Source organism: Streptococcus suis YS56, from assembly GCF_000440115.1.
GTDB lineage: Bacteria > Bacillota > Bacilli > Lactobacillales > Streptococcaceae > Streptococcus > Streptococcus suis_L.
In genome coordinates this window covers 1-19,382 of sequence record NZ_ALMY01000027.1, presented here as the reverse complement: position 1 = coordinate 19,382, position 19,382 = coordinate 1, and the positions used below count along the sequence as shown (strand labels likewise).

Here is a 19,382-nt window from a genome sequence, read left to right as displayed (position 1 = left end):
TTAGTTGAACCGCCGTGTGCCGAACGGCACGCACGGTGGTGTGAGAGGGACTAGAAATTAGTCCCTACTCGATTCATTTAGGAGAAAATCATGTTACATTTTGAAAATGATTATAATAAAGGTGCCCACCCTGCCTTGCTAGAAGCCTTAGTTGCAAGCAATCAAGAGGGATTATCCGGCTATGGCACGGATTCCTATACAGAGTCTGCTATAGAAAAAATTAAACTGGCAACTGCCTGCCCTCATGCACAAATCACTTTTTTGACAGGTGGTACACAGACCAATCAAATTGCCATCTCTTCTATATTGGCATCTTATGAGGGTGTCATTGCAGCAGATACTGGTCACATTTCTACCCACGAAGCCGGAGCTATTGAGTTCACAGGGCATAAGGTCATGACTTTGCCACATAAAGAAGGCAAAATGACAGCTGATGACGTGGATAGCTTTATCAATGACTTCTATGCAGATGCTAATCATGCTCATATGGTTCATCCTGGTATGGTCTATATTTCCCATCCAACAGAGTATGGTACACTTTATAGCAAGTCAGAGTTAGAAGCCTTGTCAACAGTTTGTCGTCATCACAACGTCCCGCTTTTTTTAGATGGAGCTCGTTTGGGTTATGGTCTTGCTGCTCGTGAAACGGATCTTGATTTGAAGACAATTGCAGAGCTGACAGATGTTTTCTACATTGGTGGGACAAAACTCGGTGCCTTGATGGGGGAAGCTTTGGTATTTACAAAGAACAACCTGCCAAAGAATTTCGTATCGATTGTCAAACACCATGGTGCCTTGTTGGCGAAAGGAAGAGTGGCGGGTGTCCAGTTTGATTGCTTATTTACTGATGACTTGTATCTTGAATTGGGGCATCATGCTATCGCAATGGCAGAGCAACTGATCCAGATTTTGGAAGAGAAAGGCTTTCAATTCTACCTCAAATCCCCGACCAATCAGCAATTCGTTATTGTTAAGAATGAAGAATTGACTAGATTGACAGAAGCTGGAATTGCCTATGGCTTCTGGGAAAAATACGACGATAGCCACAGTATCATCCGCTTTGCGACCAGCTGGTCAACTAGTCAAGCAGATATTGATGAATTGAGAAATAGATTATAGTAATCAAAAAAGAAAGGGTTAGCCTTTCTTTTTAGTCTGTAAATAATGATAGCGATAAACTGCATAACGTTCAATAAGGCGGTAGCCTATTCCTCCTGCGATTGCATGTACAATCAGGGCAATGTGCAATTCTAGTGGTGCTTTTATAGTGATACCAAATAGAATACCGATTCCAGTCCATCCTAGTATGACCCACCATAAGTACTTAAATGGAGCATACTGGCCATTCTGGTCTTTAACTTCACTGGAAACCCTGATTGAACAGCCGGTTAATACTCCCATGGGGAGCAATGAACGAGTATCAAATGGTTCTGGTAAAAATGACGATAAGACGAAGATTTGTATAAGCGCAAAAATCAGTAGCCAAACGAAAATCGGCGTTTTTAGAATGACGTATTGCATATTGTACCCTACTGAAATTAGTATATCAAATCCAAGAAAGCAAAACAAATATTTATGTGCTATTGATTAGAAGTCGTTTCGGATGCCCCACTAGTTACCTCTGTATTAGTGCTGGTTTCTGTCATTGTCTCCGAAGCTTGGGTAGCAGACATTTCTGTAGACGAGGAAGAGGCAGTAGACTCTACTGAAGAGCTGGTCTCGGTTTGGGTTGAGGATGTTGTTTCGGAGCTTGAACTTGTTGAATCTTGTACTTCTGTTAATGGATTGTCGCTTGATGATTGGCTGGGACTAGTGGCGCTGGATGATGAAATGGTAGTACTTGGAGATGTTGAGGATGTTGTAGGTTTTGCTGTAAAGGTGTAGATAGTGATGCAGGCAGTGATAATCCCTAAAATAGATCCGATAAAGGTTAAATATTTTTGAAAATTAGTTAAACCAGCCGGTTTTTTATTTGTATTCTTACGTGTGTTCATGATGTACCTCCACCTTTAGTTTAAGATAGGAAGTTTAAAACTATCTTAAAGATTGGCGAAAGGTTTGAAAACGTGATAAAATAGGACTATTGCAAGCAAAGGAATGAAAAAATGATTTATTTTGACAATGCAGCCACGACTCAGGTCTATCCAGAAGTTCTCAAGACCTATACGGAAGTGGCGACAAAAATCTGGGGTAACCCGTCCAGTCTCCACAACCTGGGCAGTCAGGCGACCCGTATCTTAGAAGCTTCTCGTAAGCAAATCGCAGAATTGCTTGGCAAGGACAGCAAGGAAATCTTTTTCACCTCAGGTGGTACAGAAGGTGACAACTGGGTCATCAAGGGAGTAGCATTTGAAAAGGCTCATCTGGGCAAGCACATCATCGTGTCAGCTATCGAGCACCCTGCGGTAAAAGAGTCAGCACTTTGGCTCAAAACGCAAGGTTTTGAGGTGGATTTGGCTCCGGTCAATGCCAAAGGTTTTGTGGATGTTTCAGCCTTAGAAAGCTTGATTCGTCCAGATACCACACTGGTTTCTATCATGGCCGTCAACAATGAAATTGGTGCCATTCAGCCCATTCAGGAAATATCTCAACTGTTAGCTGATAAGCCAACCATTTCCTTTCATGTGGATGCCGTGCAGGCTATCGTCAAAGTGCCGACGGAACGGTATTTGACAGACCGAGTTGATTTTGCCAGTTTTTCAGGTCACAAATTCCACTCTGTCAGAGGAGTAGGTTTCGTCTATGTCAAAGCTGGCAAGAAAATCGCTCCGCTATTGACAGGAGGAGGACAGGAAAGCGACAAACGCTCAACTACTGAAAATGTGGCTGGTATTGCAGCAACGGCTAAGGCGCTCCGCTTGACCTTGGACAAGGCGGTAGATAGCCAGAAGCGGCTGGCGGCTATGAAGCAGATCCTGGTGGATGAATTGGGCAAATATGCAGATGTGACAGTCTTTTCTGGTCTAGAGCACTTTGTGCCAAGCATTGTGACGTTTGGGATTAAGAATATTCGTGGCGAGGTCATTGTCCACGCCTTTGAAGACCACCAGATTTACATTTCGACCACATCAGCCTGCTCGTCCAAGGCTGGAAAACCAGCTGGAACACTGATTGCTATGGGTGTTCCGCAGAAGTTGGCTCAAACTGCCGTCCGTATCAGCTTGGATGATGACAACGATATGGGGCAAATCGAACAATTCCTCACGATTTTCAAACAAATTTATCAGAACACACAGAAAGTAAGGTAGAATGAACTATTCAGAAATTATGATTCGCTATGGCGAATTGTCAACCAAAGGGAAAAACAAGATGCGGTTTATCAACAAACTCCGCAATAATATCAAGCATGTCCTTTCTGTTTATCCAGAAGTGACCGTTTATTTTGACCGTGACCGTGGTCATGTCTATTTGAATGGGGCAGATTATCAGGAAGTTTCAGCTTCTTTGAAGAAGATTTTTGGAATCCAAAATTTCGCACCATCTTATAAGGTTGAAAAGTCTGTTCCAGCCTTGAAAGAGGCGGTTGTGGAGATTATGCAGTCTATTTACAAGGAAGGGATGACCTTCAAGATTGCTGCGCGTCGAAGCGACCACAGTTTTGAATTGGACAGTCGTGACCTCAACCAAGTCCTTGGAGATGCGGTTTTTACAGCTATTCCAAATGTACAGGTACAGATGAAGTCACCAGATATTACCTTGCGAGTGGAAATTCGTCCTGACGCTGCTTATATTTCCCATGAAGAAATCAAGGGGGCGGGTGGCCTCCCAGTTGGAACATCTGGAAAAGGAACGCTTATGTTATCAGGTGGTATTGATTCGCCTGTTGCGGGCTATTTAGCACTGAAACGTGGGGTTGAAATCGAAGCCCTGCACTTTGCAAGTCCGCCTTATACTAGCCCGGGTGCACTTAAAAAGGCCCATGATTTGACTCGTAAATTGACTGCCTTTGGTGGTAATATCACCTTTATCGAAGTGCCGTTTACAGAAATTCAGGAAGAAATCAAGGAAAAAGCACCTGAAGCTTATTTGATGACCTTGACACGCCGCTTCATGATGCGGATTACAGACCGAGTAAGGGAAGAGCGTGGTGCTATGGTTATTATCAATGGTGAAAGTCTAGGACAAGTGGCAAGTCAGACCTTGGAATCCATGCAGGCTATCAATGCGGTGACAAATACACCTGTTATCCGTCCAGTCGTTACCATGGACAAGTTGGAAATCATTGATATTGCTCAAGAAATTGATACCTTTGACATTTCCATTCAGCCATTTGAGGATTGCTGTACCATCTTTGCCCCTGACCGTCCAAAAACTAACCCTAAAATCAAAAATGTCGAGCAATACGAAGCCCGCATGGATGTAGAAGGCTTGGTGGACCGAGCGGTGGCTGGGATTATCGTAACTGAAATCACACCGAAAGAAGAAGTGAAAGACGAAGTGGATAGTTTGATTGAAGACTTACTGTAGAATTCAATTGTTTTGACATACATTTAAATCCAGTTATTGCTGGATTTTTTAATTCGAATCGTTCGGAAAAATTGAATTTGTATGATATAATAAGACTTCAGAAAAAAACAAAGGAGTTTTTATGAAAAAAGGAGCCCTAACAGGATTACTTCTGTTCGGTATGTTTTTTGGTGCAGGAAACTTGATTTTCCCACCTGCACTTGGTGTCTTATCTGGTGAGAATTTCTGGCCAGCTATTTTAGGATTTGTCGTATCGGGTGTCGGTATTGCTGTCATTGCCCTGATTGTCGGAACATTGAACCCCAAAGGTTATGTACATGAGATTTCTCGCAAGATTTCACCGACTTTTGCAACGATTTATCTTGTTGCCTTGTATTTGGCTATCGGTCCTTTCTTTGCTATTCCGCGTACAGCTACAACGTCCTTTGAAATTGGTATTGCACCCTTGTTGGGCGATGCGAATCTGGGTCTCTGGTTGTTTGGCTTTACAGCTCTTTACTTTGTGGCAGCTTATCTGATTGCCCTCAATCCATCTCAAATCTTAAACAGTATTGGTCGTATTTTGACACCAGTATTTGCCGTTCTGATTGTGATTCTGGTGGTGCTGGGTATCTTTAAGTATGGTTCGACTAGTCCACTACCAGCAGCAGATGCTTACTCAGCTGGACAGGCATTTGGTACAGGATTTATTGAAGGATACAATACCCTTGATGCCCTTGCCTCTATTGCCTTTAGTGTCGTAGCGGTGAATACCTTAAAACAACTTGGTTTCTCAAGCAAAAAGGAATATGTATCTACCATTTGGTCAGTTGGTCTGATAGTAGCCTTGGCTTTCTCGGCGCTCTATGTTGGTTTGGCCTTCCTTGGAAATCATTTCCCAGTTCCTGCTGATGTTTTGGCTTCCGATACCAACAAGGGTGTTTACATTCTTTCGCAAGCAACACAGGCTATTTTTGGACCAAGTGCACAAATTTTCTTGGCAGCTATGGTGATTGTTACTTGCTTTACGACAACGGCTGGCTTGATTGTTTCTTCAGGTGAATTTTTCGCTGAGCGTTTCCCACGTTTTAGCTACAAAGTATATGCGACCGTCTTTACCTTGATTGGTTTTGGGATTGCCAATCTTGGTTTGAACAATATCATCACCTTCTCTATTCCAGTTCTTTTGATTCTTTATCCAACTACCATCTGTATTGTTTTAATTACCATTGTCAACAAATTTGTACCGCTTTCCACTTATGGTATGCAATTAACTGTGGGAGTAGTGACAGCTTTGTCATTGGTAGAAGTGTTAGCAGGACAATTCAACTGGACTGCTGTTTCAAAAATCATCTCAGCTCTGCCATTGGCTGGACAATCATTAGCATGGTTATTACCAGCTCTTGTCGGAGTTGTCCTCTCTCTATTCTTACCAAACAAGCAGGAGAGCGAAGTTTTCGAAATGTAAGAAAAGTGATACAAAACACTTGCTTTTGCGAGTGTTTTTTGGTATATTACAATAGTTGACTATGCACACATCCTGTGCAACCGCACGAATGCCGTTGCTCTGCAAAAATTAAGCTCAAACGTCGTTGACTTAACTTGGTGAACCTAAGTTCTACCTGCGTCTGCGTCGCCTAGTCTGAACTTAATTTTTATTGAGCAAGATAAAGTGGTTCGTCCCACGGTACTAGGCGAGTCTTCACATAAAATTCGGGCAAGACCCAAAAATCATAGGAGGTGCATAATGAGCACATATGCAATCATTAAAACTGGCGGCAAACAAGTTAAAGTTGAAGTCGGTCAAGCTATCTACGTTGAAAAATTGAACGTTGAAGCAGGTCAAGAAGTTACTTTCGAAGAAGTAGTTCTTGTTGGTGGTGAGAAAACTGTTGTGGGTACTCCACTCGTAGCAGGCGCTACTGTTGTTGGTACTGTTGAAAAACAAGGTAAACAGAAAAAAGTTGTTACCTTCAAGTACAAACCTAAAAAAGGTAGCCACCGCAAACAAGGTCACCGTCAACCTTACACAAAAGTTGTTATCAACGCTATCAACGCTTAATCGCGTAGCTTGAAGCAATCATTACAGAAATTCGGAGGAATAACATATGTTAAACTTGAATCTTGCTAACTTGCAATTTATGGCCCACAAAAAAGGTGGAGGTTCAACGTCAAACGGTCGTGACTCACAAGCGAAACGCCTTGGTGCGAAAGCTGCTGACGGCCAAACTGTATCAGGTGGTTCAATCCTTTACCGCCAACGTGGTACAAAAATCTACCCAGGAGCTAACGTAGGTCGTGGTGGAGATGACACTCTTTACGCTAAAGTAGAAGGCGTTGTACGCTTCGAACGTAAAGGTCGCGATAAGAAACAAGTATCTGTTTACCCAATCGCAAAATAAGTCTGAAAATGGCTTAACAATAGGCTTTCCGAGTTGTTTTCGGAGAGTCTTTTTTTTGTAATTTGATTTTGATATTTTTAAAAGTGTACGATAGAAGTGATTCAAGACGGCAATATCTTCTATATAGGATAAAAATATTTTGCCTTCTGCACTGTTGCGCTTCCTATAAGTTCTACGTTCAGGAGTAGATGAAATGTTCGGAGGAAGTGGGATAGGTTCCAACTTAGTAAAATTAGCCATCGATGATTTGGCGAACAGAAATTCCAAATCCTTTCAAATTGCAGTTGAAGAAGAGAAATTAGGAACCTGGAAGTTATATAAGAGAAGAATAGTCTATTTGCGAAAACGCAAGAGTTCAGCAAATTCTTGCGTTTTTTGATATAATGGTAGAAGCAGTTTTAAGAGGTATCGGGTATGAATATTCAACAATTGCGCTATGTGGTGGCGATTGCCAATAGCGGGACTTTTCGTGAGGCAGCGGAAAAAATGTATGTTTCCCAGCCTAGTTTGTCTATTTCCATTCGTGATTTGGAAAAAGAGTTAGGTTTTCAAATTTTTAGCCGAACTAGTTCAGGAACTTTTTTGACACAAAAAGGGATGGAATTCTATGAGAAAGCTCAGGCTTTAGTTAAGGGATTTGATCAGTTTGAGCATCTCTATTTGCAACCTGAAGAAGGTGAGAAGACTTTTTCAATCTCAAGTCAGCATTATGATTTTCTTCCTCCATTGATTACGGAGTTCTCTCGAAGCCACCCGCAGTACCCTCATTTTCGCATTTTTGAATCGACTACAGTACAGATCTTAGATGAGGTTGCTCAAGGTTATAGCGAGCTTGGTATTATTTATTTGAACGAGAGAAATACAAAAGGAATCATGCAGAAATTGGATAAACTTCACTTGCAAGCTGTAGATTTGTCTGCATTTCAGACGCATATCTACCTTCGTGAAGATCATCCTTTGACAAAGAAAGCTGAGATTGAGCCAGCAGATTTGGTAGGTCTACCTACCGTACGGTTCACTCAAGAAAAAGAGGCTTATCTCTATTATTCCGAGAACTTGATTGATACGTCGGATTCCTCGGTTGTGTTTGATGTGACAGACCGTGCTACTTTGAATGGAATTTTGGAGCGTACGGATGCCTATGCAACTGGTTCGGGCTATCTTGATGATGAGAGTGTCAATGGCATTACAGTAATTCCTCTCAAAGGAAAGGTAGACAATCGCATGGTCTACGTTAAACGAGCCAATGATGAACTTAGTTCTTGTGCCAAAGACTTTATTGAAACCATGCAGGCATATTTTGATAAGAAGAAGGATGAAAATGCGTAAAATTGGATTTCCATTTTTGATGGTAGTATTAATTAGTCTGGACCAGCTTGTAAAAGCTTGGACAGTTGCCAATGTTGAATTAGATACGGTAACGGAATTTATACCAGGATTGATGAGCTTAGCTTATCTAAGAAATTATGGTGCAGCCTGGTCGATTTTACAAAATCAGCAGTGGTTTTTCACGATAATGACAATTGTAGCTGTGACAGGCCTAGTGTGGTACTATATCAAACAGATCAAGGGCAATATCTGGACTCTATTCAGTCTGTCTTTGATGATTGCTGGTGCTCTTGGGAATTTTATTGATCGTCTTAGACTGGGATATGTGGTGGACATGTTTCACTTGGATTTTATTAGTTTCCCTGTATTTAATGTAGCAGATGTTTGTCTGACAGTTGGTGTAGGTATTTTATTTATTTGTATTATGAAAGAAGAGAGTAATGGAAGTAAGAGTTGAGGTTGGTGGCATTCGTTTGGATAAGGCATTGTCGGATTTGACGGATTTGTCTCGTTCGGTTGCAAATGAGCAGATTAAGGCTGGTCAGGTTTTGGTCAATGGACAGCCTAAAAAAGCTAAATATAGTGTACAGGTTGGGGATGTCCTAACCTATCAAATTCCAGAAGTAGAAGAAATCGACTATGTTGCTGAGGATCTTCCTTTAGAGATTGTCTTTCAGGACGAGGATGTTGCTGTTGTAAATAAACCTCAAGGGATGGTCGTTCATCCGTCGGCTGGTCACACGTCTGGAACGCTAGTTAATGCTCTCCTTTATCACGTAAAAGATTTGTCAGGCATCAATGGTGTCTTGCGACCAGGAATTGTTCATCGGATTGATAAGGATACTTCTGGCCTGCTCATGGTTGCTAAAAACGATGATGCCCATACAAAGCTTGCTGCTGAATTGAAAGACAAGAAATCCCTTCGTAAGTATTGGGCCATTGTACACGGCAATCTACCAAACGATCGTGGAGTAATTGAGGCGCCGATTGGTCGTTCTGAAAAAGACCGCAAGAAACAAGCGGTGACTGCCAAAGGGAAAGAAGCTGTGACACGTTTTCAGGTTCTGGAACGTTTTGGTGACTACACTTTGGTGGAATTGACCTTGGAAACAGGACGAACTCACCAAATTCGTGTCCACATGGCTTATATTGGTCATCCGGTTGCGGGTGATGAAGCTTACGGCCCAAGGAAAACACTTAAAGGGCATGGCCAATTTCTTCATGCCAGAACGCTTGGATTTACCCATCCGAGAACTGGTGAGGTTGTTGAATTTACGGCAGAAGCGCCAGCTATTTTTCAGGAGACACTTGAAAAACTGCGCAAGGCTGAATAATAGTATGAAAACCTTATCATCTTGCCCATTTTTTCAACAAATGCTATACTAGAACATGAAAAATGTTAAGGAGAGTAAGAATGGAAACTTTACCAAATTGTCCAAAATGTAATTCTGAATATGTCTATGAAGACGGTGCCCTCTTGGTTTGCCCTGAGTGTGCTTACGAGTGGAACCCAGCAGATGTAGCTGAGGAAGAAAGTGGACCTGTTGCAATTGATGCTAACGGTAATCGTTTGGCGGACGGCGATACTGTGACGCTTATCAAAGATTTGAAAGTGAAAGGTGCGCCTAAGGACCTTAAACAAGGTACACGTGTTAAAGGCATCCGTATCGTTGAAGGCGATCATAATATTGATTGTAAAATCGATGGTTTCGGTGCGATGAAGCTGAAATCTGAATTTGTTAAGAAAATCTAAGAGAGGACTGGTTAACCAGTCTTTTCCTGTTTTTGAAAGGATATTATGAAACATCAAAGTATTTTGTTTTACAGTAGATGCCTGTTAGCCATTTTAGCCATCACAGGTACCGCCTTAGAAATCATTAAATATGGTATCGGGATGCTCATGTATTATACGGTGCAATCTAATTTATTAGTATCTCTGTTTGCTGTCTATATGGTCTATGCCATGCAGAAGGGGGTTGACTTACAATCGGCAAAGTTTTTACGGCTCAAGGCAGCAGTAACCATGTCCATCATGATTACTTGTGTAGTCTATCACTTTATGTTGGCCCCTTTGGCAGACGATTTCTGGCGACTTGAGAATTTACTCTGCCATTATATTGTTCCCCTTTATTTCCTGTTAGATACCTTGCTTGTGGACAGACAACGACAATACATGTGGTTTGATCCGATTTGGTGGACCACCCTGCCCTTGTTTTACATGGTTTTTGGTTTGATAAATGGCTTTTTTATCAAGATTCCTATTCCTGATGCTAAGGATAGTCCTTTTGCCTATTTCTTCCTCAATGTGCCCAAGTATGGCTGGGCTTATGTCTTGACTTATGCCGTAGTCATCTTTGTCGCCTATCTAGTCTGCGGTTTTCTATTGGCGGGACTTAAATCCATAAAACTTAAGACTTCATTGTCTTTTGGAAAAAATTCTCAGTAAAATCCGATAATTTCTATATTTTTTCAGAAAAAAATTGTCAAGGCTGAGATTTTATGCTATACTCTGCTTAATAAATCCTTTAAAACCTGTCCAGAGAGGCAGACAAGGAGTCGGATGTTAAGCAGGTTGGTTCTAACTAGCCTATATTTTCATAGTCTCCTTGTATAAGGAGACTTTTTCTATACTTTTGGAGGTCTTATGAAGACAAAAGAAATCGTTGACGATATGACCATGAAGCGGGCCATCACCCGTATCACTTATGAAATTATCGAACGGAATAAGAATTTGGATAATATTGTCCTTGCAGGGATTAAAACACGGGGTGTTTTCATTGCAAAGAGGATTCAGGAGAGGCTTAAGCAATTAGAGGGTATCGACGTTCCGTTGGGAGAGTTGGATACCAAGCCGTTTCGAGATGACATGAAGGTAGAAGATGATACGACAAATATGACTGCCAATGTCAACGATCGTGATGTTATATTAGTAGATGATGTGCTTTATACAGGACGAACTATTCGTGCTGCTATTGACAACATAGTGTCCTTGGGCCGTCCAGCTCGTGTTAGTTTAGCGGTACTTGTGGATCGTGGACACAGGGAGTTGCCTATTCGAGCAGATTATGTTGGGAAGAATATTCCAACTAGCCGTTCTGAAGAAATCATTGTGCACATGGCTGAAATCGATGGTCAAGATGCTGTCCTTCTGGTTGAAGGTGCATAGTCGCTTCGTTTACAAATTATCATTCTACATCTAGATCATAAAGGTAGGTATTATCATCATGACAATTACAAATGGTAAAGTTTCACTCAAACACTTGGTTACAATGGAGACCCTCTCAAATGAAGAAGTATTGGGACTCATTCAACGTGGTATTGCTTTTAAACGCGGTGAAAAGGTAGAGTTGGATCGGAAGTACTATGCTTCTAACCTTTTCTTTGAGGATTCAACTCGGACGCATAAGTCTTTTGAAATGGCAGAGCTTCGTTTGGATATGGGAATGATTGACTTTGATGCTCGTACCAGCTCAGTCAATAAGGGTGAAACCTTGTATGATACCATTTTGACCATGTCGGCACTTGGGGTAGACATTTGCGTGATTCGTCATTCGGAAGTGGATTATTACAAGCAATTGATTGATAGTCCTACCATTCAGACTTCAATTGTTAATGGTGGTGATGGTTCAGGTCAACACCCAAGCCAATCCCTACTTGATTTGATGACTATTTATGAAGAATTTGGAACTTTTGAAGGCTTGAAGATTGCCATTGCAGGTGATATTACACACTCACGGGTTGCTAAGTCCAATATGCAAATTTTGAAACGTCTGGGAGCTGAGATTTTCTTTGCTGGACCGGAGGAATGGTACGCAGAGGAATTTGATGTCTATGGTCAGCATTTGAATATTGATGATATTGTGGAAACAGTAGATGTACTGATGTTGCTCCGTGTGCAACACGAACGACATGATGGTGATGGTGGTTTCTCTAAAGAAACTTATAACCGTTTGCATGGTTTAACAGAGGACCGCTACAAACGCTTGAAAGATAGGGCTATTGTCATGCACCCAGCTCCTGTCAATCGTGATGTAGAAATTGATGACCAATTGGTAGAGGCGCCAAAATCACGTATTGTCCGTCAAATGCAAAATGGTGTCTTTGTTCGGATGGCAATTTTGGAAGCAATTGTCAATGGCAAGGCTTAAAAGTAAACTGTTCAGGTATCTTAGAACTAAGCAGTTAGAAATTTGTTAGACTTATCTTATTTAATGTCGCTCAGAGAGGTGACAAATAGAAAGGCAAGGGACAGGTCAATGGTTGCAAGCAACTTATTTCCCTACACCTGGGAGTGGGAAAGAACTCGAAAAGTAAGAAAGAGTTCGTCTTCCCACCCCCGCACAGTTGATTAGGTTAAATTTGGAGTATAGAATACGAACAAATTTACCAATCAACCACTGCGCTGAGATGTTGACACCTGCTCTTAGAAATGGTGATATACTTTAAGGCTATCCCTTGCACTAGCAGTAAGGTTTATCTAATATCAAGCTAAACCTTACTGCGTCGGTCAGAGCAAGTCGGATGATATGCTAAAGCATTTGTCATCCTACGCAAAGTCCTATGGGACCTTTGCTAACTCTGACACTAGTTTGTACAGTCAATTATTTTCGAATTAACCGTACAAACGTCGGACTATTATTTAATTCTATCCGGAGAGATAGAAAATAGAAAGGAGAAGATACAGGTTCGAGTAAGATTTGATTTTTATATTCGAACACGCCCTAAGGACTGTGTGAAAAAGATAAATATCGTCTTGACGCTTGTAGCGTCGGCGTCGAATTTCCTATTTTCACTTTGTCCTTTTAACGGGCTTTGTATCATAGATTATGTCAAAAAGACGTTTGATTTTAGAAGATGGCACTATTTTTGAAGGGGAGGCCTTCGGTGCTGATATGGATGTGACTGGTGAGTTGGTTTTCTCAACTGGGATGACAGGTTATCAGGAATCCATCACGGACCAGTCTTATAATGGTCAGATTTTAACCTTTACCTATCCCTTGGTAGGAAATTACGGGATTAACCGTGATGATTATGAGTCAATCAAGCCGACTTGTAAGGGTGTTGTGGTTAGCGAGTGGGCTCGTCGAGCAAGCAACTGGCGTAACCAGATGACTTTGGATGAATTCTTAAAGGCTAAGAAAATTCCAGCAATTTCTGGCATTGACACACGCGCCTTAACTAAAATTATTCGTCAGCACGGTACCATGAAGGCAACCTTGGCAAATGTCGGTGATTCTGTGGAGCATTTGACAGACCAGTTGAGAGCGACTGTTTTGCCAACCAACAATATCCAGCAAGTATCGACAAAAACAGCCTATCCTGCACCTGGAGTTGGACGTAGTGTCGTTCTGGTTGATTTTGGATTGAAACATTCTATTCTTAGAGAGTTAGCCAAGCGTGATTGCAATGTGACAGTTGTCCCTTATGATACGACTGCTGAAGAAATTCTTGCCCTCCATCCTGATGGTGTCATGCTATCAAACGGCCCAGGAAATCCAGATGATGTTCCAGAAGCGCTAGAAATGATTCGTGGGATTCTTGGGAAAATTCCAATTTTTGGTATTTGTATGGGCCACCAACTCTTTGCTAAGGCCAATGGGGCCACTACTTACAAGATGAAGTTTGGTCACCGTGGTTTCAACCATGCTGTTCGTGAAATTGCGACAGGTCGAGTGGACTTTACCAGTCAGAACCATGGTTACGCTGTGGCTCGTGAGGATTTGCCAGAATGTTTGATGATTACCCATGAGGAAATCAATGATAAATCTGTAGAAGGGGTGCGCCACAAGTATCATCCAGGTTTCTCTGTTCAATTCCACCCGGATGCAGCACCTGGTCCACACGATGCTAGCTATTTGTTTGATGAATTTATGGATTTGATGGATTCGTTTAAAAAAGGGCAGTAAGGTTTAACTGATATCGAGTTAAACCTTACTGCGTCGGACTTATCTTATTTAATGTCGCTCAGAGAGGCGACGAATAGAAAGGAGAAGGGGTGTTCTGTTGCTCGGATTTTGTAATTGAATTCGGGCTACGGACTGTGTCAAAAAGATAGTTTTTCCTCGAACGCAAGCGTTCTTGGTCAAACTCCTATTTTGACTGTGTCCGCTTAACGCCCTTAATATCTTAAAATTATGCCAAAACGTACGGATATTAAGAAAATTATGGTGATTGGGTCTGGTCCGATTATTATCGGTCAGGCTGCGGAGTTTGATTATGCTGGAACTCAGGCTTGTTTGGCTTTGAAGGAAGAAGGCTATAGTGTTGTCTTGGTTAATTCAAACCCTGCAACCATCATGACAGACAAGGAAATTGCGGACAAGGTTTATATTGAGCCGATTACGCTTGAATTTGTCACACGGATTTTACGGAAGGAGCGTCCGGATGCTCTCTTGCCGACCCTTGGTGGTCAGACTGGTCTTAACATGGCTATGGAATTGTCTAAGGCTGGTATTTTAGATGAGCTTGGAGTTGAGCTGTTGGGAACCAAACTGTCTGCAATTGATCAGGCAGAGGACCGCGACCTCTTCAAACAACTCATGGAAGACCTCAATCAGCCTATTCCTGAGTCAACGATTGTGACAACAGTTGATGAGGCTTTGGGATTTGCTGCTGAAATTGGCTATCCAGTCATTGTTCGACCAGCCTTCACGCTAGGTGGTACTGGCGGTGGTATGTGTGCCAATGAAGAAGAATTGCGTGAGATTGCGGAAAATGGTCTGAAATTGTCACCGGTGACCCAGTGTTTGATTGAGCGTTCCATTGCCGGTTTCAAGGAAATTGAATACGAAGTGATGCGGGATGCGGCTGACAATGCCTTGGTCGTATGTAACATGGAAAACTTTGACCCTGTGGGAATTCATACAGGAGATTCTATCGTATTTGCCCCAACGCAGACGCTTTCGGATATTGAAAACCAGATGTTGCGTGATGCCAGTCTCAGCATCATCCGTGCCCTCAAAATCGAAGGCGGTTGTAATGTGCAGTTGGCACTGGATCCCCATAGTTTCAAATACTATGTCATTGAAGTAAACCCACGTGTGTCCCGTTCCTCTGCCTTGGCATCGAAAGCGACAGGCTATCCTATTGCCAAATTGGCAGCAAAAATTGCGGTTGGCTTGACCTTGGATGAAATGGTGAACCCTGTTACAGGAACAACCTATGCTATGTTTGAGCCTGCTCTTGACTACGTTGTGGCAAAAATTCCACGTTTCCCATTTGATAAGTTTGAAAAAGGAGAGCGTCGTCTTGGAACGCAGATGAAGGCAACGGGTGAGGTCATGGCTATTGGTCGTAATATCGAAGAAAGTTTGCTCAAGGCCTGCCGGTCTTTGGAAATCGGTGTCTATCACAATGAAATGCCTGAACTCAGCCAAGTAACAGATGACCAATTGGTTGAAAAGATTGTCAAGGCACAGGATGATCGTCTTTTCTATCTTTCTGAGGCTCTTCGACGTGGCTATACAGTAGAAGAACTGGCTCAGTTGACTAAGATTGATCTTTTCTTCCTTGATAAGCTGCTTCATATCTTAGAAATCGAGCAGGAATTGGCAATCAATCACGATAATATCGACTTATTGAAAAAAGCCAAGAAATACGGTTTTGCAGACCGCAAGATTGCGGAACTCTGGGGACGGACAGAATCCTACATTCGTCAACTTCGGACTGAACACAAAATCGTCCCTGTTTATAAGATGGTGGACACTTGTGCAGCCGAGTTTGAAAGTGCTACACCTTATTTCTATTCAGCTTATGAGTGGGAAAATGAGTCCATCCGTTCGGAAAAAGAATCTGTTTTGGTGCTAGGTTCTGGTCCAATTCGTATCGGACAGGGTGTGGAGTTTGACTATGCAACGGTGCATTCGGTCAAGGCCATTCAAGCGGCTGGCTACGAAGCCATCATTATGAACTCAAACCCTGAAACAGTGTCAACTGACTTTTCAGTTTCGGACAAGCTTTACTTTGAGCCGTTGACCTTGGAAGATGTCTTGAATGTGATTGACCTTGAGAAACCAAAAGGGGTTATCGTTCAGTTCGGTGGCCAGACGGCCATCAATTTGGCAGAGCCATTGGCCAAAGCAGGTATTCCAATCTTGGGTACGCAAGTAGCGGATTTGGATAGAGCTGAAGACAGGGATTTATTTGAAAAAGCCCTGAAAGACCTTGGAATTCCACAGCCACCAGGTCAAACCGCAACCAATGAAGAGGAAGCACTAGAAGCGGCCCGCAAAATTGGTTTCCCGGTACTTGTTCGTCCCTCTTATGTCTTGGGCGGTCGTGCTATGGAGATTGTCGAAAATGAAGCGGACCTACGTTCTTATATGAGAACGGCGGTCAAGGCTTCGCCAGAGCACCCAGTTTTGGTGGATTCTTACATCGTCGGTCGTGAGTGTGAAGTGGATGCTATTTCAGATGGTAAGGATGTCTTGATTCCGGGTATTATGGAGCATATCGAGCGAGCTGGGGTTCACTCAGGTGACTCGATGGCAGTTTATCCGCCACAAACCCTGTCTAAAGAAGTGCAGGCGACCATTGCAGACTACACCAAACGCTTGGCAATCGGCCTCAACTGTATCGGTATGATGAATATCCAGTTTGTTATCAAGGATGAGACGGTTTATGTGATTGAGGTCAATCCTCGTGCTAGTCGTACGGTACCATTCTTATCCAAAGTCACAGACATTCCAATGGCTCAGGTTGCAACCAAATTGATTTTGGGACAAAGCCTTGCGGAACTGGGCTACCAAGACGGTCTTTATCCTGAGAGCAAGCAAGTGCACGTTAAAGCACCAGTATTCTCATTCACAAAATTGGCTAAAGTTGACAGTTTATTAGGCCCAGAGATGAAGTCTACTGGTGAGATTATGGGTTCAGATTTGACACTAGAAAAAGCACTTTATAAGGCTTTCGAGGCAAGTTATCAGCACCTAGCTGAGTTTGGTAATGTTGTCTTTACCATTGCGGATGAAGACAAGGAAGAAGCACTTGGTCTTGCCCAACGCTTCCATGAACTTGGTTATGGTCTACTGGCTACAGCTGGAACAGCTGCCTTTCTAACAGAAAATGGTCTTTCCGTAACAACTGTTGGAAAATTAGGCGATGAGTCCTGTCAAGATATTCCTAGTCTAGTTCGAGCTGGAAAGGTTCAGGCTATTATCAATACGGTTGGTAAAAAACGTGTGGCCGACGGTGACGGGCAAGTGATTCGAAGCTCTGCTATTGAAGGAGGAATTCCACTCTTTACAGCCCTTGATACAGCAGAAGCCATGGTCAAGGTACTGGAAAGCCGAAGCTTCATGACACAGGCGATATAGAAGTTACTATCAGGATGAGCTTTGAGTTCGTCCTGATTTTTTGATATACTGAAGAGTATGAAAATGATTGTAACAACTAGTCTTGGGATGGATGAGGGACTGGTCTATAGGGCTAGACGGATTGCCAGTGAACTGGGAATTGAATACAAGGAAAGAAAGAAGCAGTCGGTTGGAAAAATGTTGGGTACCTACGAGGCTGTCTTGGTTCTTTATAAGGATAAATTGATACTAGAGCAGAGGGTCGGGCAGGTTTTATTTTTCCATCCAGATACTGCCATGTTGCGGATTAAGTCTGGAAGAGATCCGCTTTTAGAATTGCTTGGAAAAGAAAAGCAATCAATAATAGACTGTACTATGGGCTTGGGATCTGATAGCATAGTGTTAGCGAGTGCTGGTCATCGGGTGACAGCCTTGGAAAGTTCTAAGCTAGTGCACTTTATTGTGAGTCGGGGTTTACAGGATTTTGATAGTGGGCTGCAAGAGGTCAATCGAGCCATGAAATCTATCCAGACAATTTGGACAGATAGTTTGACTTATTTGAAAGAGCAAATAGATAAGTCTGTTGATGTCATTTACTTTGATCCCATGTTTTCAGAAGAAATCAAGGAATCACAAAATCTTTCTGGTTTGTCTGGTTTGGCTGATAGAAGCCGTTTAACGGAGGAAATTGTATCTGAGGCTAAACGAGTAGCTAGGAAGAAATTGATTATAAAGGCTCATTTTCGAGATCAGGTCTTTGAAGAATTTGGCTTTAAACGTCATGTCAGACCTAATCAAAAATTTCACTACGGAGAAATTATTTTGAAGGAGGAAGTATGAAAATCATCGTAACAGGTTTTGACCCATTTGGTGGCGAGGCTATCAATCCAGCCTTGGAAACAATTAAATCATTACCCAAGACCATTGCTGGTGCAGAGATTATTCTTGTAGAGATTCCGACTGTTTTTGACAAGGCTGCGGATGTTTTAGAGGAGAAAATGGCAGAGCATTTACCTGATGCGGTACTGTGTATTGGTCAGGCTGGTGGGCGAGTTGATTTAACTCCTGAGCGTATAGCCATTAACCAAGACGATGCGCGCATTCCAGACAATGAAGGGCAACAGCCGATTGATAGAACGATTCGAGAAGATGGTCAGCCTGCTTATTTCTCCACCTTACCCATCAAAGCAATGGTTGAAGCTATTCATAGGATTGGGCTTCCAGCTTCTGTTTCTAATACTGCTGGGACCTTTGTCTGCAACCATCTCATGTATCAAGCTCTTTACTTGGCGGAGAAACAATTTCCAAAGACTAAGGCCGGTTTTCTCCATATTCCCTTCTTGCCAGAGCAGGTTGTAGACAAGCCAGGACTGGCTTCCATGTCTTTGAACGATATTGTAAGAGGAGTTGAAGTAGCCATAGGAGCAATCGTTGAATATAGAGATAAAGAGGATATAAAAAAGGGTGGTGGTAGTACACACTAATGAAAAATACTATGGAAGCAAGAAAACGTGTAGAGGAAATGGAAAAAATATTTAATAGGCATCTAGAGCTGAACAAGTCCCTTTCCGATAGTGTGACCCAACTCAATCAGGAACAATCGACTTATTTACAGTTATTAGATTATTACCAGAGCCAGATCTATATGGAAGATCTTGATTTATCTAATAAGGGGGATTTCAATGGTATTCCTTGCGGAGTATTGAGTGAAGATGGAGTCTATAATTTACTGTTTGACCGTACAAATCTAGCAAGTCAACTGAGAGAACTAGCAGATATGCTCGAGCAATAAAATTTTTTAAAACCTGTCAAGTTTTTTTCTTGACAGTTGGTCAAAGTGTGTTATAATCCCGACTTTATCACATAAAAAAATGCAAAGGATAGCTAACCCCTTGTGGGACAAGGAGTTTGG

The 19,382-nt window shown here is 42.3% G+C and carries 21 protein-coding genes and 1 other annotated feature; of the genes, 19 read left to right on the top strand and 2 right to left on the bottom strand.

Features of this window, described 5'->3' with window-relative positions; all coding sequences use genetic code 11:
* The first annotated feature begins 90 nt into the window (after positions 1–90).
* On the top strand, positions 91–1,119 hold the full coding sequence (locus SST62_RS0104050) for a threonine aldolase family protein (RefSeq protein WP_029186389.1): 1,029 nt from the start codon (positions 91–93) through the stop codon (positions 1,117–1,119).
* Between the two features lie 18 nt (positions 1,120–1,137).
* On the opposite strand, the gene SST62_RS0104045 is transcribed toward SST62_RS0104050, so the two are convergent.
* Together SST62_RS0104045 and SST62_RS01000000111445 are read right to left on the bottom strand one after the other, a co-directional pair.
* Complete coding sequence (locus tag SST62_RS0104045) at positions 1,138–1,401, bottom strand: hypothetical protein (protein ID WP_228376837.1); 264 nt, start codon at positions 1,399–1,401, stop codon at positions 1,138–1,140.
* A 179-nt stretch (positions 1,402–1,580) separates the two neighbouring features.
* The gene (locus SST62_RS01000000111445; protein ID WP_032499324.1) at positions 1,581–1,994 is read right to left on the bottom strand and encodes a DUF6556 family protein; all 414 of its coding nucleotides are present in this window, start codon (positions 1,992–1,994) and stop codon (positions 1,581–1,583) included.
* Positions 1,995–2,105: 111 nt separating this feature from the next.
* On the opposite strand from SST62_RS01000000111445, the gene SST62_RS0104035 reads away from it, so the two are divergent.
* From SST62_RS0104035 to SST62_RS0103950, 18 genes are all read left to right on the top strand, one after another.
* The gene (locus tag SST62_RS0104035; protein WP_029186387.1) at positions 2,106–3,248 is read left to right on the top strand and encodes a cysteine desulfurase family protein; all 1,143 of its coding nucleotides are present in this window, start codon (positions 2,106–2,108) and stop codon (positions 3,246–3,248) included.
* Between the two features lies 1 nt (position 3,249).
* On the top strand, positions 3,250–4,467 hold the full coding sequence (gene thiI / locus SST62_RS0104030; protein ID WP_029186386.1) for a tRNA uracil 4-sulfurtransferase ThiI: 1,218 nt from the start codon (positions 3,250–3,252) through the stop codon (positions 4,465–4,467).
* A gap of 121 nt (positions 4,468–4,588) precedes the next feature.
* Positions 4,589–5,914, top strand: coding sequence for a branched-chain amino acid transport system II carrier protein (gene brnQ / locus SST62_RS0104025; protein WP_029186385.1), 1,326 nt, complete (start codon positions 4,589–4,591; stop codon positions 5,912–5,914).
* 68 nt (positions 5,915–5,982) lie between these two features.
* Positions 5,983–6,158, top strand: a sequence feature (ribosomal protein L21 leader region).
* Between the two features lie 35 nt (positions 6,159–6,193).
* Positions 6,194–6,508: a 50S ribosomal protein L21 gene (rplU, locus tag SST62_RS0104020; protein ID WP_002941330.1), complete on the top strand. Its 315-nt coding sequence runs from the start codon at positions 6,194–6,196 to the stop codon at positions 6,506–6,508.
* A gap of 46 nt (positions 6,509–6,554) precedes the next feature.
* Positions 6,555–6,848: a 50S ribosomal protein L27 gene (gene rpmA, locus SST62_RS0104015; protein ID WP_009909754.1), complete on the top strand. Its 294-nt coding sequence runs from the start codon at positions 6,555–6,557 to the stop codon at positions 6,846–6,848.
* A 193-nt stretch (positions 6,849–7,041) separates the two neighbouring features.
* Positions 7,042–7,227: a transcriptional regulator gene (locus SST62_RS0104010; protein ID WP_153309595.1), complete on the top strand. Its 186-nt coding sequence runs from the start codon at positions 7,042–7,044 to the stop codon at positions 7,225–7,227.
* 35 nt (positions 7,228–7,262) lie between these two features.
* Entirely contained in the window at positions 7,263–8,177 is a 915-nt protein-coding gene (locus tag SST62_RS0104005; RefSeq protein ID WP_023370460.1) for a LysR family transcriptional regulator, read from the top strand.
* On the top strand, positions 8,170–8,634 hold the full coding sequence (lspA, locus tag SST62_RS0104000) for a signal peptidase II (protein ID WP_029186383.1): 465 nt from the start codon (positions 8,170–8,172) through the stop codon (positions 8,632–8,634). The genes SST62_RS0104005 and lspA overlap by 8 nt, the downstream gene beginning before the upstream one ends.
* Entirely contained in the window at positions 8,618–9,511 is an 894-nt protein-coding gene (locus SST62_RS0103995) for an RluA family pseudouridine synthase (RefSeq protein ID WP_029186382.1), read from the top strand. Before lspA ends, SST62_RS0103995 begins: the two co-directional genes overlap by 17 nt.
* Before the next feature lie 80 nt (positions 9,512–9,591).
* Entirely contained in the window at positions 9,592–9,930 is a 339-nt protein-coding gene (locus SST62_RS0103990; protein ID WP_012775074.1) for a zinc ribbon domain-containing protein YjdM, read from the top strand.
* Between the two features lie 45 nt (positions 9,931–9,975).
* The gene (locus tag SST62_RS0103985) at positions 9,976–10,623 is read left to right on the top strand and encodes a Pr6Pr family membrane protein (RefSeq protein WP_029186381.1); all 648 of its coding nucleotides are present in this window, start codon (positions 9,976–9,978) and stop codon (positions 10,621–10,623) included.
* A 198-nt stretch (positions 10,624–10,821) separates the two neighbouring features.
* A complete protein-coding gene (gene pyrR / locus SST62_RS0103980; protein ID WP_011922318.1) occupies positions 10,822–11,343 on the top strand; it encodes a bifunctional pyr operon transcriptional regulator/uracil phosphoribosyltransferase PyrR in 522 nt (173 codons plus the stop codon).
* Between the two features lie 58 nt (positions 11,344–11,401).
* On the top strand, positions 11,402–12,325 hold the full coding sequence (locus SST62_RS0103975; protein ID WP_029186380.1) for an aspartate carbamoyltransferase catalytic subunit: 924 nt from the start codon (positions 11,402–11,404) through the stop codon (positions 12,323–12,325).
* A gap of 678 nt (positions 12,326–13,003) precedes the next feature.
* A complete protein-coding gene (locus tag SST62_RS0103970; RefSeq protein ID WP_029186379.1) occupies positions 13,004–14,083 on the top strand; it encodes a carbamoyl phosphate synthase small subunit in 1,080 nt (359 codons plus the stop codon).
* A 228-nt stretch (positions 14,084–14,311) separates the two neighbouring features.
* A complete protein-coding gene (gene carB, locus SST62_RS0103965; protein WP_029186378.1) occupies positions 14,312–17,491 on the top strand; it encodes a carbamoyl-phosphate synthase large subunit in 3,180 nt (1,059 codons plus the stop codon).
* A gap of 63 nt (positions 17,492–17,554) precedes the next feature.
* Positions 17,555–18,310, top strand: a complete 756-nt coding sequence (locus SST62_RS0103960; RefSeq protein ID WP_029186377.1) for a class I SAM-dependent methyltransferase — start codon at positions 17,555–17,557, stop codon at positions 18,308–18,310.
* Positions 18,307–18,954, top strand: coding sequence for a pyroglutamyl-peptidase I (gene pcp / locus SST62_RS0103955; RefSeq protein WP_029180159.1), 648 nt, complete (start codon positions 18,307–18,309; stop codon positions 18,952–18,954). Before SST62_RS0103960 ends, pcp begins: the two co-directional genes overlap by 4 nt.
* A complete protein-coding gene (locus tag SST62_RS0103950) occupies positions 18,954–19,262 on the top strand; it encodes a DUF4298 domain-containing protein (RefSeq protein WP_029180158.1) in 309 nt (102 codons plus the stop codon). Before pcp ends, SST62_RS0103950 begins: the two co-directional genes overlap by 1 nt.
* The last annotated feature ends 120 nt before the right edge of the window (positions 19,263–19,382 follow it).

Coding starts and splice junctions, on each gene's coding strand:
- SST62_RS0104050 (WP_029186389.1), top strand. CDS start 91: ATGTTACATTTTGAAAATGATTATAATAAAGGTGCCCACCCTGCCTTG.
- SST62_RS0104045 (WP_228376837.1), bottom strand. CDS start 1,401: ATGGGAGTATTAACCGGCTGTTCAATCAGGGTTTCCAGTGAAGTTAAA.
- SST62_RS01000000111445 (WP_032499324.1), bottom strand. CDS start 1,994: ATGAACACACGTAAGAATACAAATAAAAAACCGGCTGGTTTAACTAAT.
- SST62_RS0104035 (WP_029186387.1), top strand. CDS start 2,106: ATGATTTATTTTGACAATGCAGCCACGACTCAGGTCTATCCAGAAGTT.
- thiI (WP_029186386.1), top strand. CDS start 3,250: ATGAACTATTCAGAAATTATGATTCGCTATGGCGAATTGTCAACCAAA.
- brnQ (WP_029186385.1), top strand. CDS start 4,589: ATGAAAAAAGGAGCCCTAACAGGATTACTTCTGTTCGGTATGTTTTTT.
- rplU (WP_002941330.1), top strand. CDS start 6,194: ATGAGCACATATGCAATCATTAAAACTGGCGGCAAACAAGTTAAAGTT.
- rpmA (WP_009909754.1), top strand. CDS start 6,555: ATGTTAAACTTGAATCTTGCTAACTTGCAATTTATGGCCCACAAAAAA.
- SST62_RS0104010 (WP_153309595.1), top strand. CDS start 7,042: ATGTTCGGAGGAAGTGGGATAGGTTCCAACTTAGTAAAATTAGCCATC.
- SST62_RS0104005 (WP_023370460.1), top strand. CDS start 7,263: ATGAATATTCAACAATTGCGCTATGTGGTGGCGATTGCCAATAGCGGG.
- lspA (WP_029186383.1), top strand. CDS start 8,170: ATGCGTAAAATTGGATTTCCATTTTTGATGGTAGTATTAATTAGTCTG.
- SST62_RS0103995 (WP_029186382.1), top strand. CDS start 8,618: ATGGAAGTAAGAGTTGAGGTTGGTGGCATTCGTTTGGATAAGGCATTG.
- SST62_RS0103990 (WP_012775074.1), top strand. CDS start 9,592: ATGGAAACTTTACCAAATTGTCCAAAATGTAATTCTGAATATGTCTAT.
- SST62_RS0103985 (WP_029186381.1), top strand. CDS start 9,976: ATGAAACATCAAAGTATTTTGTTTTACAGTAGATGCCTGTTAGCCATT.
- pyrR (WP_011922318.1), top strand. CDS start 10,822: ATGAAGACAAAAGAAATCGTTGACGATATGACCATGAAGCGGGCCATC.
- SST62_RS0103975 (WP_029186380.1), top strand. CDS start 11,402: ATGACAATTACAAATGGTAAAGTTTCACTCAAACACTTGGTTACAATG.
- SST62_RS0103970 (WP_029186379.1), top strand. CDS start 13,004: ATGTCAAAAAGACGTTTGATTTTAGAAGATGGCACTATTTTTGAAGGG.
- carB (WP_029186378.1), top strand. CDS start 14,312: ATGCCAAAACGTACGGATATTAAGAAAATTATGGTGATTGGGTCTGGT.
- SST62_RS0103960 (WP_029186377.1), top strand. CDS start 17,555: ATGATTGTAACAACTAGTCTTGGGATGGATGAGGGACTGGTCTATAGG.
- pcp (WP_029180159.1), top strand. CDS start 18,307: ATGAAAATCATCGTAACAGGTTTTGACCCATTTGGTGGCGAGGCTATC.
- SST62_RS0103950 (WP_029180158.1), top strand. CDS start 18,954: ATGAAAAATACTATGGAAGCAAGAAAACGTGTAGAGGAAATGGAAAAA.